This window comes from Bacillus sp. BF2-3 (assembly GCF_008368795.1).
GTDB lineage: Bacteria > Bacillota > Bacilli > Bacillales > Bacillaceae_G > Bacillus_A > Bacillus_A cereus.
Window position 1 is genome coordinate 144,463 of record NZ_QOSA01000007.1, and the last position, 15,138, is coordinate 159,600.

Here is a 15,138-nt window from a genome sequence, read left to right on the forward strand (position 1 = left end):
TCTTCCTACAAGGCCAAAAGCGCCTTTACGTCAGAAGCTCCATCCCCCCTCACAATCTAAACGAGCCGCTTGCGCTTTTCTTTTGCAAAAATAAACAGGAAACAACATGAAAATAACGAATATACTATATACTAAGTTCAAGGTTGTATAGTATATGGTGATCGGGTGATGACATATGATTTATGTAGAAAAAGTCATTATTGTAGAAGGTACATCAGATAGAAGAAAGATTGAATCTATTATTCGTGAACCGGTGGAAATTGTTTGTACAAATGGTACAATTGGTTTGTCGAAAATGGATGAGCTCGTTGATCAGTTTTTTGATAAGGAAGTGTATGTGCTAGTGGATGCTGATGATGCTGGAGAAAAGTTAAGGAAACAATTTCGAAAAGAATTCCCGCAAGCCGAGCATATCTATATTGATCGCTCGTACCGAGAAGTGGCAACTGCGCCATCTACACACTTAGCAAATGTATTATGGGGAGCCGACATTGACGTTTATACAGAATATTTACGGTAAGGAATGATAGAAGTGATTGATTGGACAGGAGCCGAAGCTACAGCCCTAATAGAGAACGAAGAAAAAACAGTATTATATGTATATACTCCAATGTGTGGAACATGCCAATTAGCAAAAAAGATGTTAACAGTGGTTGAGATGACAATTGAAGATTTGAAAATTGGGATGTTAGATTTAAATTATGCTCCGCATTTAGCAAAAGAGTATGGGATTGAAAGTGTACCTTGTTTACTTGTTTTTGAAAATGGGACACTGATGAAGAAGATATACGCATTTCATTCGGTTGAATATTTATATACGGAATTAAAGTAGGCGGCAAAAATTTTGCCGCCTCGACATATTTCTTGGGAAATATGTCGAGATGCAGGATGGATACAGTATTTGTCGAGCGAAAATAACAGGATTGCTCTTTAGTGAGAGGGAATGGTATGTAATAGAAAGTGATATGAAGGATGTGATTTAGGGTGAGATTATATTCTTTGCTTCAATCATTTGTAAATTACGCTAATGGTCAATATCATTTAGAACCGCTTTTAAGACAAGAAGAAAAAACTGTTAATTTTCGCTTTGGAGATGAAAGTTGTTCGTTACAAATTTCAAGAGATTATATAGAGTTGGTACATGAGGAAAGAGGAACGGAACAAATCATTTGCTTAGATGAAAAGGATATAGAACAATTGGTGAATGGAAATGTACGATTGCAAATGCTAATGAATGATGGACGTGTACAATATTCGGGAACGTACCGAACGATGTTATTAGTGGAATCGATGTTTCATATATGTAAACCGATGTCAGTAGGTGCTTAAAATTCTGAAGTTTCATTTTTTGCGAAAATTTCTGTTGACATGGTGAGTGTATATTGATACAATTCAAGTCATAAAATATAGACAATTTCATAAATTTCAAATCAGACGAAAATTGAATCTGATTTCTCTTATCAAGAGAGGTGGAGGGACTGTGCCCTGTGAAGCCCGGCAACCGTCAACTTATGTTGAAATGGTGCCAATTCCTGCAAAGCAAATGCTTTGAGAGATGAGAGAGAGGGATAATGTTGTTATATACGCATAAAAACCTTTCTGCTTCTCTAAAGCAGAAAGGTTTTTTTATTGTTTGAATGTGGAGGACATTCAAATAATAAAAGTAATGATAACAGTGGACTACACGCATTAAAAATAAAAAATTGCGGAGTCGACCTAAAATCTTTATGAAATCTAGCTCCAGCGGCTAGAACAGTCGGTCGTTTCATCCCTTCCTATGAGGCAAAAAGCGCCTCTACGTCAGGGATTCAAACGCCCTCTTGTTCTAAACGAGCCGCTTGCGCTTTTTATTTAAAAAAGGGGTGATACACCATGATTCTATTAGAGAATGTAAAGAAAATATATAAAGCAAAAAGCGGTGATGTCACTGCTGTAGATAATGCCAATTTAAAAATAGATAAAGGTGAAATATTTGGTGTTATCGGATATAGTGGCGCTGGAAAAAGTTCTTTAATTAGATTGTTCAATCAGTTGGAGAAACCAACTTCTGGTCAAATTACAATTGCAAATCGTGTCATTTCAGCAATTACAGGAAGCGAACTTCGTAAGGCAAGGCAAGAAATTGGAATGATTTTTCAGCACTTCAACTTACTTTGGTCACGAACAGTACGTGAAAATATAGAGTTTCCACTTGAAATTGCAGGTGTTGATAAAGCGAAGAGAAGAAAACGTGTTGATGAATTAATTCATCTTGTTGGATTAGAAGGAAGAGGAGACGCGTACCCATCTCAGCTGAGCGGGGGACAAAAGCAACGCGTCGGGATTGCAAGAGCATTAGCTAATAATCCACAAGTGCTTTTATGTGACGAAGCAACGTCAGCTCTTGATCCGGAAACGACAGATCAAATTTTGGATTTACTATCAGACATTAATAAGCGCCTTGGTTTAACAATTGTACTCATTACACATGAGATGCACGTAATTCGAAAGATTTGTAATCGTGTTGCGGTAATGGAGAAAGGAAAGATTGTAGAAACAGGTCCAGTACTTGATGTATTCCGTAATCCGAAGCAAGATATTACGAAACGATTTGTACAGCAGTTAACGGATTCTGAAGATACAAATGAAACGATTGAAAGTTTAATTGAAAAATATCCAGATGGAAAAGTAATTCGTTTGCAGTTTATCGGTGAGGCTGTAGAAAGACCAGTGCTTCAACGATTGATGCAACGCAGTGACATAGAAGTTAGCATTTTGCAAGGAAATATCGCACAAACGAATAACGGTTCTTACGGTAGTTTAGTTGTTCATTTAAATGGTGAGGAAACAGCGATCCAGCAAGCAATAGAAGGAATTCATCAAGATCAAGTAGAGCTGGAGGTGATTGCACATGGATAAGTTACTTGCAAATGTTGATTGGAATCAAATGTTAGAAGCAACTGGTGAAACGTTATATATGACGGCAATCGCAGCTCTTGCGACATTTGTTTTAGGACTCATTTTAGGATTGTTACTCTTCATGACAGCAAAAGATAATTTATGGGAAAACAAATCAATTAATACGGTGATTGGAGCATTCGTAAATATATTCCGTTCTATACCATTCATCATTTTAATTATTTTATTAATCCCATTCACAAAGATTCTTCTTGGAACAATTCTTGGAGCAAGTGCAGCTTTGCCGGCTTTAATTATTGGAGCAGCACCATTCTACGCGAGAATGGTTGAAATCGCACTTCGCGAAATTGATAAAGGTGTAATTGAAGCTTCAAAAGCAATGGGAGCAAAAACAAGCACAATTATTTTGAAAGTGTTAATTCCAGAATCGTTACCAGCATTAGTATCTGGTATTACGGTTACGACAATTGCTTTAGTAGGCTATACAGCAATGGCAGGAGTTGTTGGTGCTGGTGGCCTTGGAACACTTGCTTACTTAGAAGGATTCCAAAGAGGGAATAACGATGTAACAATCGTTGCGACAATTTGTGTATTACTAGTTGTATTTTTAATTCAGTGGATTGGTGATAGTTTAACGACTCGAATAGATAAACGATAATAAAAAACGGGAGGATGCTTCAAATGAAAAAATTGTTACTTACGGCACTTATTTCAACTTCAATTTTTGGGTTAGCTGCTTGTGGCGGGAAAGATAAAGATGAAAAGAAACTTGTTGTGGGTGCTTCTAACGTACCGCACGCTGTTATTTTAGAAAAGGCAAAACCGTTACTTGAGAAAAAAGGAATTGAGTTAGAAATTAAAAAATTCCAAGACTACGTATTACCAAATAAATCGTTAGCGGATAAGGATTTAGATGCAAACTACTTCCAGCACATTCCGTATTTAGAAAAAGAAATTAAAGATAAAAAATATGACTTTGAAGTAGCAGGAAAAATTCATTTAGAACCAATTGGTGTGTACTCTCAAAAGTATAAGAGCTTAAAAGAGCTTCCGGACGGAGCGACAATTATTATGAGTAATTCAGTTGCTGACCATGGACGTGGTTTAGCAATTTTACAAAAAGAAGGTATTTTAAAAATTAAAGACGGAATAGATCCAGTTAAAGCAACTCCAAAAGATATTGCAGATAATCCGAAAAATCTAAAATTCAAAACGGATATCGAGCCTGGTTTATTGCCACAAGTGTATAACAATAAAGAAGGCGACGCTGTTTTAATTAACTCTAACTATGCAATTGATGCAAAGTTAAATCCGGAAAAAGATGCAATTGCAATTGAAGGAAATGATTCACCATACGCAAACATAGTAGCTGTTCGTAAAGGCGATAAAGATAAGAAAGAGATTAAAGCTCTTGTAGAAGTATTGCATTCTAAAGAAATTGAAGACTTCATTAATAAAGAATATAAAGGGGCGGTTGTTCCTGTAAAAGAATAATTGCTGAAAAGGGCTGGTGTATGCCGGCTCTTTTTATAACTACATAACTATTGGGGAGAAGGGGAAAGCATATGAAAAAGGTTCTACTGTCAATTGTTACAGCGTTGTCTGTATTTACATTAGCTGCTTGCGGAGGAAAAGAGGAGAATAAGCTTGTTGTGGGAGCTTCTAACGTGCCACACGCTGTTATTTTAGAAAAGGCACAGCCGATTTTAGAGAAAAAGGGTATTAAATTAGAAATTAAAAAATTCCAAGATTATGTGTTGCCGAATAAGGCTTTAGCGGATAAAGAAATTGATGCGAACTACTTCCAGCACATTCCTTACTTAGATAAAGAAATTCAAGAAAAGGGATATAAAATTGTAAACGCAGGAAAAATCCATTTAGAACCTATGGGCATTTATTCTAAGAAATATAAAAGCTTAAAAGACCTACCAGATGGCGGAACAGTGATTATGAGTAATAACGTAGCGGAGCGAGGCCGTATGTTAGCATTGTTACAAAAAGGTGGCGTTATTAAATTAAAAGACGGAGTAGATGTTGTTAAAGCAACAGTAAAAGATGTTGTAGAAAACCCGAAAAACTTAAAATTTAAAACAGATGTTGAACCTGGACTTTCACCGAAATTGTATGAAAATAATGAGGGAGATGCTTTATTTATTAATTCAAACTATGCAATTGATGCAAAATTAAATCCAACAAAGGATGCAATTGCGATTGAAGGATCAGACTCTCCGTATGCAAACATCATTGCAGTTCGTAAAGGTGATGAGAAGAAAAAAGAAATTAAAGAGCTAGTAGAAGTGCTACATTCAAAAGAAATTCAAGATTTTATTAATAAAGAATATAAAGGTGCTGTACTTCCGGTAAGTGAATAAATATAAGGAAAGGGCTGGAAAATTACCAGTCCTTTTTTCTTTATATAAATAAGAAGAAAGGTGTATCATAGAAAGATGTGAAGGAAATACTTATATACATTTGTGAAAAAACGGTTACTTTTTTTCGGCGTTTGCGATATCATTTTATTTGATATAAAATTAGAATGAGAATAAAATGAGAATATGAACGTTTTAGGAATTTTTAAAATGTATATATAGGATTAATGGAGGTATTGAGATGGCTGGTTCTACATTAACGGTTAAAGACTTACACGTATCAATTGATGGCAAAGAAATTTTAAAGGGTGTAAACCTTGAAGTAAAAGGTGGAGAAATCCACGCAATTATGGGACCTAACGGAACAGGTAAATCAACTTTATCTTCTGCAATTATGGGTCACCCAAAGTATGAAGTAACAGAAGGTAGCATCATCATCGACGGTGAAGATGTATTAGAAATGGAAGTAGACGAGCGCGCACAAGCGGGTCTATTCCTAGCAATGCAATATCCAAGTGAAATTAGCGGAGTAACAAACGCTGACTTCTTACGTTCTGCAATTAATGCACGTCGTGAAGAAGGCGATGAAATTTCTCTTATGAAATTTATCCGTACATTAGATAAAAACATGGAATTCCTAGAAATGGATCCAGAAATGGCACAACGTTACTTAAACGAAGGTTTCTCTGGTGGAGAGAAAAAACGTAACGAAATTCTTCAATTAATGATGATTGAGCCAAAAATCGCAATCTTAGATGAAATTGACTCAGGTCTTGATATCGATGCATTAAAAGTTGTATCTAAAGGTATTAACGAAATGCGCGGCGAAGAGTTCGGTTGCCTAATGATTACGCATTACCAACGTTTATTAAACTACATCACTCCAGACTTCGTTCACGTTATGATGAACGGTCGTATCGTTAAATCTGGTGGCCCTGAGCTTGCACAACGTCTAGAAGCTGAAGGTTACGACTGGATTAAAAAAGAATTAGGTATTGAAGACGAAACAACAGAGCAAGAAGCGTAAGAGAGGAGCATAAACATGACAATCGGTACATTACCTTTCGATCAAGAAACAATCCGTCAACGCGCAAGCGAAGTAAACGAAGCAGCTTGGTTGACTGAGTTCCGCTTACAAGCTCTTGCACAAGCAACTGAACTTCCAATGCCAACGCCTGATAAAACGAAAATTGACAAATGGGACTTTATCGGAAAAGGCGACGCTGCTAAGCAAGAGCCTGTAAGTTCTTTAACTGAACTTCCAGAAGCAGTGAAAAACTTAATCGATGAAAATAACAGCGTATTAGTACAACGCACTGGTACAACTGCGTTCGTTTCTTTAGCAGACGAAGCAAAAGAAAAAGGTGTTATTTTCACAGACATCGTAACAGCTGCAACTGAGCATGCTGAACTAGTACAAAAGTACTTAATGAAAGACGGCGTGAAAGTAGACGAGCATCGTCTAACTGCACTTCATGCTGCATTAATCAACGGCGGTGCATTCGTATATGTTCCGAAAAACGTTGTTCTTGAAACTCCACTTCAAGCTGTATTCTTAGTAGATGGCGAAGAAGCTAACGTATATAATCACGTACTATTCGTAGCTGATGCGAACAGTACTGCAACTTATGTAGAAAACTACGTTGCAAATGAAAATGCTAAAGGTATTGCAAATATCGTAGCAGAAGTAATCGTGGAACAAGGCGCACAAGTGAAATTCGGTGCGGTTGATCTATTAGCAAAAGACGTAACAACTTACGTTAACCGCCGCGGCGTTGTAGGACGCGACGGCCGTATTGATTGGGCTCTAGGCCTTATGAATGACGGAAACACAATTTCAGAGAACGTTACGAACTTAATGGGCGACGGTTCATATGCTGATACGAAAACAGTAACAATTGGCCGTGGTAACCAAACACAAAACTTTACAACTAAAGTTGTTCACTTCGGTAAACACTCTGAAGGTTGGATTTTAAAACACGGTGTACAAAAAGATAGTGCAACATCTATCTTTAACGGAATTGGTAAGATTGAACACGGTGCATCTAAATCAAATGCACAACAATCTTCTCGCGTTCTTATGTTAGATGAAAAAGCACGCGGTGATGCAAACCCAATTCTTTTAATCGACGAAGATGATGTAATGGCAGGTCACGCAGCTTCAGTAGGTCGCGTAGATCCAGTCCAACTATACTACTTGATGAGCCGTGGTATTCCAAAACGCGAAGCAGAACGTTTAGTCATCCATGGATTCTTAGCACCTGTAGTTAATGAGCTTCCAATTGAAGGAGTAAAGGCACAGCTTGTTGAGGTAATTGAAAGGAAAGTTCGCTAATGAATATTCATGAAATACGCAAACAGTTTCCAATTCTTGATCAAAAAGTGAACGGCAAACAACTTGTTTATTTCGATAGTGCAGCAACTTCTCAAAAACCAATTCAAGTCATTGAAACGTTAGAACGTTACTATAAAGAATATAATTCTAACGTGCATCGCGGTGTTCATACGCTCGGTACGAAAGCTACCGACGCGTATGAAGGTGCACGTGAGAAAGTTCGCAAGTTTATTAACGCGAAATCAATGGAAGAGATTATTTTCACACGCGGAACGACAACTGCATTAAATACAGTAGCAGCTAGCTATGGTCTTGAAAATGTAAAAGAGGGCGATGAAATCGTTATTTCTTACATGGAGCACCATAGTAATATCATTCCGTGGCAACAAGTTGCGAAGAAAACTGGTGCAACTTTAAAATATCTTCCGCTTCAACCAGACGGTACAATTTCTTTAGAAGATGTTCGTCAAACAGTTACACCGAATACAAAAATCGTTTCTATTATGCAAGTATCAAACGTACTTGGAACGATTAACCCTGTAAAAGAAATCGGAGCAATCGCACACGAAAATGGCGCAATTATGGTCGTTGATGGTGCACAAAGTACACCTCACATGAAAGTGGATGTACAAGATTTAAACTGTGATTTCTACGCATTATCTGCTCATAAGATGTGCGGACCTACAGGTATCGGCGTATTATATGGTAAAAAAGAATTGCTGAACAATATGGAGCCAATTGAATTTGGCGGTGAAATGATTGATTTCGTAGATTTACAAGAATCTACGTGGAAAGAGCTTCCGTGGAAGTTTGAAGCAGGTACACCGATTATCGGTAATGCAATCGGACTTGGTGCGGCAATTGATTTCCTAGAAGAAATCAGTCTTGATAATATTGAAAAGCATGAGCATGAATTAGCGCAATACGCTTTAGAAAGACTATCAGAAGTAGATGGCGTTACAATTTATGGTCCAAAGCATCGCGCTGGTCTTGTTACATTTAATATTGAAGACGTACATCCTCACGATGTAGCGACTGTATTAGATGTAGAAGGCATTGCAGTTCGCGCAGGACATCACTGTGCGCAACCACTTATGAAGTGGCTAAAAGCTTCTTCAACAGCACGTGCGAGCTTCTATTTATATAATACAAAAGAAGAAATTGATACATTTGTTGAATCGCTAATCAAGACAAAGGAGTATTTCACAAATGTCATTTAATAATTTAGATACGTTATATCGTCAAGTTATTATGGATCATTACAAAAATCCTCGTAACCATGGCGTGTTAGAAGATAGTGTTACCGTTAACTTGAACAATCCAACTTGCGGCGATCGTATTCAACTTACGATGAAAGTAGAAGAAGGTATTGTGCAAGAGGCGAAGTTTGAAGGTGAAGGATGTTCAATCTCAATGTCTTCAGCTTCAATGATGACACAAGCAGTAAAAGGTAAGAAAATTGAAGAAGCACTTCAGCTTTCGAAAATTTTCTCTGACATGATGCTAGGAAAAGAGTACGATGACAGCATCGATTTAGGAGATATTGAAGCATTACAAGGCGTATGCAAGTTCCCTGCACGTATTAAATGTGCAACATTAGCGTGGAAAGCGTTAGAAAAGGGCTTAAACGAAGATAAGTAATGTTAAAGGTTCCTAAAAACGAGGTTATCTAAGGAGGGACACACCAACATGGCGAAGCAACTGCCAGATATCGGCGATTATAAATATGGTTTCAAAGACAAAGACGTTTCGATTTTCCGTGCTGGACGCGGTTTAACAAAAGAGATCGTTGAAGAAATTTCACGTATGAAAGAAGAACCACAGTGGATGTTAGACTTCCGTTTAAAATCACTGGATAAGTTCTACGAAATGCCAATGCCACAATGGGGCGGCGACTTAAACGACTTAGATTTCGATGAAATTACGTACTACGTAAAACCATCTGAGAAATCTGAGAAGTCTTGGGATGAAGTACCTGATGAAATTAAAGCAACATTTGATAAATTAGGTATTCCAGAAGCTGAGCAAAAATATTTAGCTGGTGTATCTGCACAGTACGAATCTGAAGTTGTATACCACAACATGAAAGAAGACCTAGAAGCTCTAGGAATCGTCTTCAAAGATACAGATAGCGCATTAAAAGAGAACGAAGATATTTTCCGTGAGCATTTCGGAAAAGTAATCCCACCAACAGACAACAAATTCTCTGCATTAAACTCTGCAGTTTGGTCTGGTGGATCATTCATCTACGTTCCAAAAGGTGTTAAAGTTGATACACCACTTCAAGCGTATTTCCGTATTAACTCTGAAAATATGGGACAATTCGAGCGTACGCTTATCATCGTAGACGAAGGCGCACACGTACACTACGTAGAAGGTTGTACAGCACCTGTTTACACGACTAACTCACTTCACAGTGCGGTAGTAGAAATCATCATTAAGAAAGATGCATATTGCCGTTATACAACAATCCAAAACTGGGCGAACAACGTATACAACCTAGTTACAAAACGTGCGGTTTGTGAAGAAAACGCAACGATGGAATGGATTGACGGTAACATCGGATCTAAATTAACGATGAAATACCCAGCAGTTATCTTAAAAGGCGAAGGCGCTCGTGGTTTAACATTATCTATCGCGATTGCTGGTAAAGGCCAACACCAAGATGCTGGTGCGAAAATGATTCACTTAGCACCAAACACGTCTTCAACAATCGTTTCTAAATCGATTGCGAAGCATGGTGGTAAAGTAACTTACCGTGGTATCGTACACTTCGGACCAAAAGCGAAAAACTCTCGCTCTAACATCGAGTGTGACACGTTAATCATGGATAACCAATCTACATCTGATACAATTCCTTACAACGAAATCAAAAACGATTACGTTTCACTTGAGCACGAAGCGAAAGTATCGAAAGTATCAGAAGAACAATTATTCTACCTAATGAGCCGCGGTATTTCTGAGCAAGAAGCTACAGAAATGATCGTAATGGGCTTCATCGAGCCATTCACTCGCGAACTTCCAATGGAATACGCAGTTGAAATGAACCGCCTAATCAAGTTTGAGATGGAAGGTTCTATTGGTTAAATAGAAATGCGGAGCCGACTGTTCAGACCCGTTGGCTAAGGTTCTTTCGCACAGAAGATGCTTTTTATCTTCTCGTGCGGAAGGTTCTTAGACATGAGGGTCTAGGAGGCGAAGCTGGACATATTTAAAGTGGAAGCGGCTCGTTCAGAATGTGAGGGGGATGGAGCTTCTGACGTAGAGGCGCTTTTTGCCTCATAGGAAAAAGTGAAGCCACCGAACATTCTAGCCGCTGGAACTGGATAATATATGTATGAAGAAAGCGTCCTGCTGTGCAGGGCGCTTTTTTGTTTTGCGGATTTGTCTTGGCTTGGGAGAGGATACCCGGGTGGGTGTTCAGCTAAATATATCAACGATTTTTCAAATATATCGATCATAAACGGGAATATATCAACGATTATTTCAATATATCAACGTTTCGACAAGGAATATCGATTTGTCGACAAGATAAGACAAAAGAAAATCCTCACATACCCCAAATATTTTATAAGAACAGAGAGCGACTAGGTTTAAGACAAAGATACTGACAAATCCACTTGAACAACCACCCACTGAATTCTCTATTAAACTTTTTGACAAATCCACCCCTTCCTCCACTATCTGGAATTATTTCCTGCATTAGCAAAAGTTTCTCATATAAAAAGGACAATCTTTTGCTTTTTCTCACAATGCGAGTACAATGTAAAATAGCAAGAAAAGACGAAAAGTATTTACAGGATTATTGTGTGCGCATAGCGTAAATGGCAGTAAGGAACTGAGAGGAGGTTTTTTCTCTGAATACAAATAAAGAAACAATCATCCACCTTTATCATACAAACGATATACATAGTCATTTTGAAAATTGGCCGCAAATTTCTCGGTTTGTTCTAGGGGAGAAAAAGCGAAGACAGGAAGCGGGAGAGACTGTTTTGACGATTGATATCGGCGATCATGTGGATCGTTTTCATAGTATTTCGGAAGCGACAAATGGGCTTGGGAATACGAAGCTTTTAAATGAGGCGTTATATGATTATGTAACGATCGGAAATAATGAAGGAATTACGTTAGCGAAAGAGCATTTAAATCGGCTCTATGATGATGCTGGATTTGAAGTACTTGTCGCAAATTTATTTGAAAAAGAAGGTGTACGTCCATCATGGGCAAAGCCTTATAAATTACATACAACGACAGATGGGATTACGATTGCTTTTATCGGGTTAACTGTTGCGTATCCAGAGTTTTATCAAATGCTCGATTGGCATATTGAAGATCCGCTTATCCATTTAGAGTCTATTTTAGAAGAAGTGAGAGATGAGGCACATATTACAGTTGTCCTTTCTCACCTTGGAAAAAGTATGGATGAGTATATGGCAGAGCATTATGATATAGATGTTATTTTAGGGGCACATACGCATCATTTATTTGAGCGTGGTGTTCTAATGAATAATACTTTACTTTGTTGCTGTGAAAAGTGGGGACGTTACATTGGGCACGTGCAGCTTACTGTGGATAAAGAGACGAAGAAGCTGTTGAAAAAAGACGGTAGAGCGATTAAGACGGAACGGTTAGGTGCTTATAGCGAGCCGTTATCCACAATTGAAATACTGCAGGAAGAAAGTAAGCATATAATGGCAGAGCCTGTCGTTCATTTAAAAGAGTCATTACAGGTTGATTGGTTTCATGAGACGCCGTTTTCTCATATGTTAGCAAGTGCGCTGAAAACATGGTGCGGTGCAGAAATTGGCATGGTGAATGCTGGTGTACTTCTTGAAGGGTTAGAAGAGGGTGTCGTAACGCGCGGAGATATTCACAGAATTTGTCCACATCCAATTAATCCGTGTGCTTTGAAAGTTCCAGGAAAGATATTAAGAGAAGTTATTTTGAAAGCACGTAAGCCGAATATGGAGAATCTTGAGGTGAAAGGATTCGGATTTCGTGGGAAAGTGATGGGGAAAATGATTTACGCGGGTGTAGAAGTAATTCCAGATACGATTCCTGGAAATAAAATTTTACTCGAAGATGTATTAATTAACGGGGAATCGCTGGAATTAGATCGTATATATACAGTAGGAACGATTGATATGTTTACATTTGGCTACTTATACCCAGAGCTATCCACACTTTCTGAAAAACAATATTATATGCCAGAACTACTTAGAGATGTGTTAACAGATATGTTAATAACTTATAAATCTTCCGTTAAACTATAGGCTAGTTAACTTGTAACACTCATTTTTCTCTTGTCATACAGATAAGAAAGAGAGGAGTGTGAACTATGGTTAATGTGGAGCCAATTATAATTGATAATTATACGTTTATTGCGGTTAGCGTGAAACTTCCAAAGACAAATTTGCTAGCTGTAATGAGCGATAAAGGATATATTATGTGTGGTGCATTAGATGTAGGTCTTTTAAATGAGAAGTTAGGTGATCGAGGAATTATTGCTGGCCGTGCGGTTGGTGTAAGAACGATTGAACAACTTCTTGAAGCGCCGCTAGAATCGGTAACGACTGGAGCTGAAGCATTAGGCATTCCAGCAGGAACGATTGGAAAAGAAGCATTATTAAAAATGAGATAAGCATATATCGTCCCTCCTTCTTGCATAGAAATGATATAAGAAGGAGGTTTTTTTATGAGTATATTTCGCTCGAAAAACTCGCGGTTTCGAAGGGGACCTATTGCCTTTCGGTATATACTGCTTATGTCGTTTATTCTTTTTATTATATTACTTACGCAAGGGTTGTGGATTGTGAATAATAATATTCAGCCGACCTTAATTAAATATGGGGAAGTAGAGACGCATAAAATGGCGACGGCAATTATGACGAAGGCAGTAAAGGATCGAATTAATGAAGGATTCGATGTAGATTCATTAATGAAAGTACAGAATGATAAAAACGGAAAAGTATCTACAATTAATTTAAATACAAAGCAAGTAAATGAAATCGTAACGTCAACGACCACGTACATAGAAAAATATTTGCAGCAAGTAGAACAAGGGAAGTTGAAGGAGCTAGGTATTTCTGAAAAAAACGGGGCGACTATGGCAGTTCCTTTTGGGCGTGTAACTGATAATGCGCTTCTTGGTAATATAGGACCAGATATTCCGATTCATTTCACGCCAATTGGGCATGTGAATACAGATATTAAACAAAAAATTGAGCCGCATGGGATTAATACTACAGCGATTCAAATTGTTATGGAAATGGAAGTAACATTGCAAGTAATTATTCCATTTCATACGAAAGAGATAACGGTGAAACAAAATGTTCCGATTGCGACGCGTATCGTTCAAGGGGAAGTGCCTACGTATTATGGAAGCGGAAGTGTTGCTGTACCTGATAAAAAGAAAACAGATAGTTAGTTGTAAATAAAGTGAAATCCGGCTCAGCCAGGCTTTTAATGGATAAAAAATAACCGTAGCAATGCAGCTACGGTTATCGTTTTGTATTTGCTCGTTCTTTGCGTTCCCAAAGGCTTAAATGAATGTATGGATCGAAGGCCCATTCTGTATAGCCATTGTCTTTATACATGCCAAAATGTAAGTGGGGCGGAAATTTTCCGGCTGTACCAGGAGGTCCATAACCAGTGCTACCAACAAATCCGATTACTTTCCCTGGCTCAACAATTTGTCCAAGCTGTATTTCTTTTGAGAACCCGCCTAAATGAGCGTAATAATGGTAATTGTTATGAAGGTCGCGAATACCAATGCGCCATCCACCAAGGCGGTTCCAACCTTTCGTTTCAATAATGCCATAGCAAGTCGATCTTACTGGCACGCCATATCCGGCGAAAATATCTGTTCCTTCATGAATCCTTCTGCCGCCAAAACTTCTTCCAGCGCCGAAAGTACTACGGTAGCTATGGTCACTACGGATCGGAAGAGGAAAAGCATTTCCCTCTAAATTAATACGGCCATAATGTTTATAAATTTGGGCATATTCGCTAATTAAATCAACTGTTTTTGCACGCCTATAATATTCCCAGAGCATAATTTTAATACGGTCTTCTGACGTTCCTTGTTTCCTTAAAATAGTCGCTGCGGTATGCAGAAGATCACGGTCGCTATTTGCATTTGCAAATCCATCTTTGTCACCATCTAAACCTATTCCGCCAAATAGAGAAATTGTATGGGGGAGAGTATCGTTACTATTAATAGGTCCAGCCCATATTTCTGGTTTGAAATAAAGGGAAATGATGGCATCTGGTTTTTTCGGAATATCTTTTCTTACGCTCCGTATATTTCTTTCATATTGATCCATTGCAGCTAAGTAATACCATGGAATGCCTGAAGACTGCTCGGTTTCTTTATATAGTGCCATGCGCTTTTCGTATATGCTTTGCTGATTATCTTCACCGTAAGCGATGTTTTGGTGGAGAAGAAAACAAATAGAAAGCAAAAGAGAAATTTTTCGAAGCATGAAATAGACTCCTTTCACAACATCACTCTTTTTAGTGTGGGATATACGGAGT

The 15,138-nt window shown here is 38.1% G+C and carries 16 protein-coding genes and 1 riboswitch; of the genes, 15 read left to right on the plus strand and 1 reads right to left on the minus strand.

The annotated features are described in order from the left end of the window. Nucleotides 1-175 precede the first annotated feature (175 nt). The 15 genes from DN401_RS08225 to yunB all read left to right on the plus strand — a co-directional run bounded on the left by DN401_RS08225 (nucleotide 176) and on the right by yunB (nucleotide 14,029). Nucleotides 176-520 (plus strand): toprim domain-containing protein, encoded by a 345-nt coding sequence (locus DN401_RS08225; RefSeq protein ID WP_000640870.1) that lies wholly within the window; start codon nucleotides 176-178, stop codon nucleotides 518-520. Nucleotides 521-523: 3 nt separating this feature from the next. Further along, nucleotides 524-832: a thioredoxin family protein gene (locus tag DN401_RS08230; protein ID WP_002008881.1), complete on the plus strand. Its 309-nt coding sequence runs from the start codon at nucleotides 524-526 to the stop codon at nucleotides 830-832. A gap of 152 nt (nucleotides 833-984) precedes the next feature. Beyond that, nucleotides 985-1,329 carry a hypothetical protein gene (locus tag DN401_RS08235; protein WP_001242139.1) on the plus strand — a complete coding sequence of 115 codons (345 nt, stop codon included), beginning with the start codon at nucleotides 985-987 and terminating at the stop codon, nucleotides 1,327-1,329. 125 nt (nucleotides 1,330-1,454) lie between these two features. After that, nucleotides 1,455-1,562: riboswitch (SAM riboswitch) on the plus strand. Between the two features lie 310 nt (nucleotides 1,563-1,872). Next, nucleotides 1,873-2,898, plus strand: a complete 1,026-nt coding sequence (locus DN401_RS08240) for a methionine ABC transporter ATP-binding protein (RefSeq protein WP_000601763.1) — start codon at nucleotides 1,873-1,875, stop codon at nucleotides 2,896-2,898. Further along, nucleotides 2,891-3,556 (plus strand): methionine ABC transporter permease, encoded by a 666-nt coding sequence (locus DN401_RS08245; protein ID WP_000359401.1) that lies wholly within the window; start codon nucleotides 2,891-2,893, stop codon nucleotides 3,554-3,556. Before DN401_RS08240 ends, DN401_RS08245 begins: the two co-directional genes overlap by 8 nt. Nucleotides 3,557-3,579: 23 nt before the next feature. Next, nucleotides 3,580-4,392: a methionine ABC transporter substrate-binding lipoprotein MetQ gene (metQ, locus tag DN401_RS08250; protein WP_000735099.1), complete on the plus strand. Its 813-nt coding sequence runs from the start codon at nucleotides 3,580-3,582 to the stop codon at nucleotides 4,390-4,392. A gap of 71 nt (nucleotides 4,393-4,463) precedes the next feature. Beyond that, nucleotides 4,464-5,270: a methionine ABC transporter substrate-binding lipoprotein MetQ gene (gene metQ, locus DN401_RS08255; protein ID WP_000757005.1), complete on the plus strand. Its 807-nt coding sequence runs from the start codon at nucleotides 4,464-4,466 to the stop codon at nucleotides 5,268-5,270. 238 nt (nucleotides 5,271-5,508) lie between these two features. Then, complete coding sequence (gene sufC / locus DN401_RS08260; RefSeq protein WP_000929160.1) at nucleotides 5,509-6,294, plus strand: Fe-S cluster assembly ATPase SufC; 786 nt, start codon at nucleotides 5,509-5,511, stop codon at nucleotides 6,292-6,294. Nucleotides 6,295-6,309: 15 nt separating this feature from the next. Further along, entirely contained in the window at nucleotides 6,310-7,602 is a 1,293-nt protein-coding gene (sufD, locus tag DN401_RS08265; protein ID WP_000152167.1) for a Fe-S cluster assembly protein SufD, read from the plus strand. Next, nucleotides 7,602-8,822 (plus strand): cysteine desulfurase SufS, encoded by a 1,221-nt coding sequence (gene sufS / locus DN401_RS08270; protein ID WP_149287654.1) that lies wholly within the window; start codon nucleotides 7,602-7,604, stop codon nucleotides 8,820-8,822. The genes sufD and sufS overlap by 1 nt, the downstream gene beginning before the upstream one ends. Beyond that, on the plus strand, nucleotides 8,812-9,243 hold the full coding sequence (gene sufU, locus DN401_RS08275; RefSeq protein ID WP_000009523.1) for a Fe-S cluster assembly sulfur transfer protein SufU: 432 nt from the start codon (nucleotides 8,812-8,814) through the stop codon (nucleotides 9,241-9,243). Before sufS ends, sufU begins: the two co-directional genes overlap by 11 nt. A 48-nt stretch (nucleotides 9,244-9,291) precedes the next feature. Beyond that, a complete protein-coding gene (gene sufB / locus DN401_RS08280; protein ID WP_001118827.1) occupies nucleotides 9,292-10,689 on the plus strand; it encodes a Fe-S cluster assembly protein SufB in 1,398 nt (465 codons plus the stop codon). Between the two features lie 794 nt (nucleotides 10,690-11,483). Continuing rightward, nucleotides 11,484-12,875 carry a bifunctional metallophosphatase/5'-nucleotidase gene (locus tag DN401_RS08285; RefSeq protein WP_149287655.1) on the plus strand — a complete coding sequence of 464 codons (1,392 nt, stop codon included), beginning with the start codon at nucleotides 11,484-11,486 and terminating at the stop codon, nucleotides 12,873-12,875. A 65-nt stretch (nucleotides 12,876-12,940) separates the two neighbouring features. Next, complete coding sequence (locus DN401_RS08290; protein WP_000248466.1) at nucleotides 12,941-13,243, plus strand: YunC family protein; 303 nt, start codon at nucleotides 12,941-12,943, stop codon at nucleotides 13,241-13,243. Between the two features lie 54 nt (nucleotides 13,244-13,297). Next, nucleotides 13,298-14,029: a sporulation protein YunB gene (gene yunB / locus DN401_RS08295; protein WP_000021800.1), complete on the plus strand. Its 732-nt coding sequence runs from the start codon at nucleotides 13,298-13,300 to the stop codon at nucleotides 14,027-14,029. 73 nt (nucleotides 14,030-14,102) lie between these two features. Here the strand turns inward: yunB and DN401_RS08300 are convergent, their stop codons facing one another. After that, nucleotides 14,103-15,086, minus strand: a complete 984-nt coding sequence (locus DN401_RS08300) for a M23 family metallopeptidase (protein ID WP_000944664.1) — start codon at nucleotides 15,084-15,086, stop codon at nucleotides 14,103-14,105. Between the last annotated feature and the right edge of the window lie 52 nt (nucleotides 15,087-15,138).

Bases quoted from the DNA above. Each gene is read 5' to 3' on its own strand.
- DN401_RS08225 (WP_000640870.1), top strand. From the start codon at position 176: ATGATTTATGTAGAAAAAGTCATTATTGTAGAAGGTACATCAGATAGA.
- DN401_RS08230 (WP_002008881.1), top strand. From the start codon at position 524: ATGATAGAAGTGATTGATTGGACAGGAGCCGAAGCTACAGCCCTAATA.
- DN401_RS08240 (WP_000601763.1), top strand. From the start codon at position 1,873: ATGATTCTATTAGAGAATGTAAAGAAAATATATAAAGCAAAAAGCGGT.
- DN401_RS08245 (WP_000359401.1), top strand. From the start codon at position 2,891: ATGGATAAGTTACTTGCAAATGTTGATTGGAATCAAATGTTAGAAGCA.
- metQ (WP_000735099.1), top strand. From the start codon at position 3,580: ATGAAAAAATTGTTACTTACGGCACTTATTTCAACTTCAATTTTTGGG.
- metQ (WP_000757005.1), top strand. From the start codon at position 4,464: ATGAAAAAGGTTCTACTGTCAATTGTTACAGCGTTGTCTGTATTTACA.
- sufC (WP_000929160.1), top strand. From the start codon at position 5,509: ATGGCTGGTTCTACATTAACGGTTAAAGACTTACACGTATCAATTGAT.
- sufD (WP_000152167.1), top strand. From the start codon at position 6,310: ATGACAATCGGTACATTACCTTTCGATCAAGAAACAATCCGTCAACGC.
- sufS (WP_149287654.1), top strand. From the start codon at position 7,602: ATGAATATTCATGAAATACGCAAACAGTTTCCAATTCTTGATCAAAAA.
- sufU (WP_000009523.1), top strand. From the start codon at position 8,812: ATGTCATTTAATAATTTAGATACGTTATATCGTCAAGTTATTATGGAT.
- sufB (WP_001118827.1), top strand. From the start codon at position 9,292: ATGGCGAAGCAACTGCCAGATATCGGCGATTATAAATATGGTTTCAAA.
- DN401_RS08290 (WP_000248466.1), top strand. From the start codon at position 12,941: ATGGTTAATGTGGAGCCAATTATAATTGATAATTATACGTTTATTGCG.
- yunB (WP_000021800.1), top strand. From the start codon at position 13,298: ATGAGTATATTTCGCTCGAAAAACTCGCGGTTTCGAAGGGGACCTATT.
- DN401_RS08300 (WP_000944664.1), bottom strand. From the start codon at position 15,086: ATGCTTCGAAAAATTTCTCTTTTGCTTTCTATTTGTTTTCTTCTCCAC.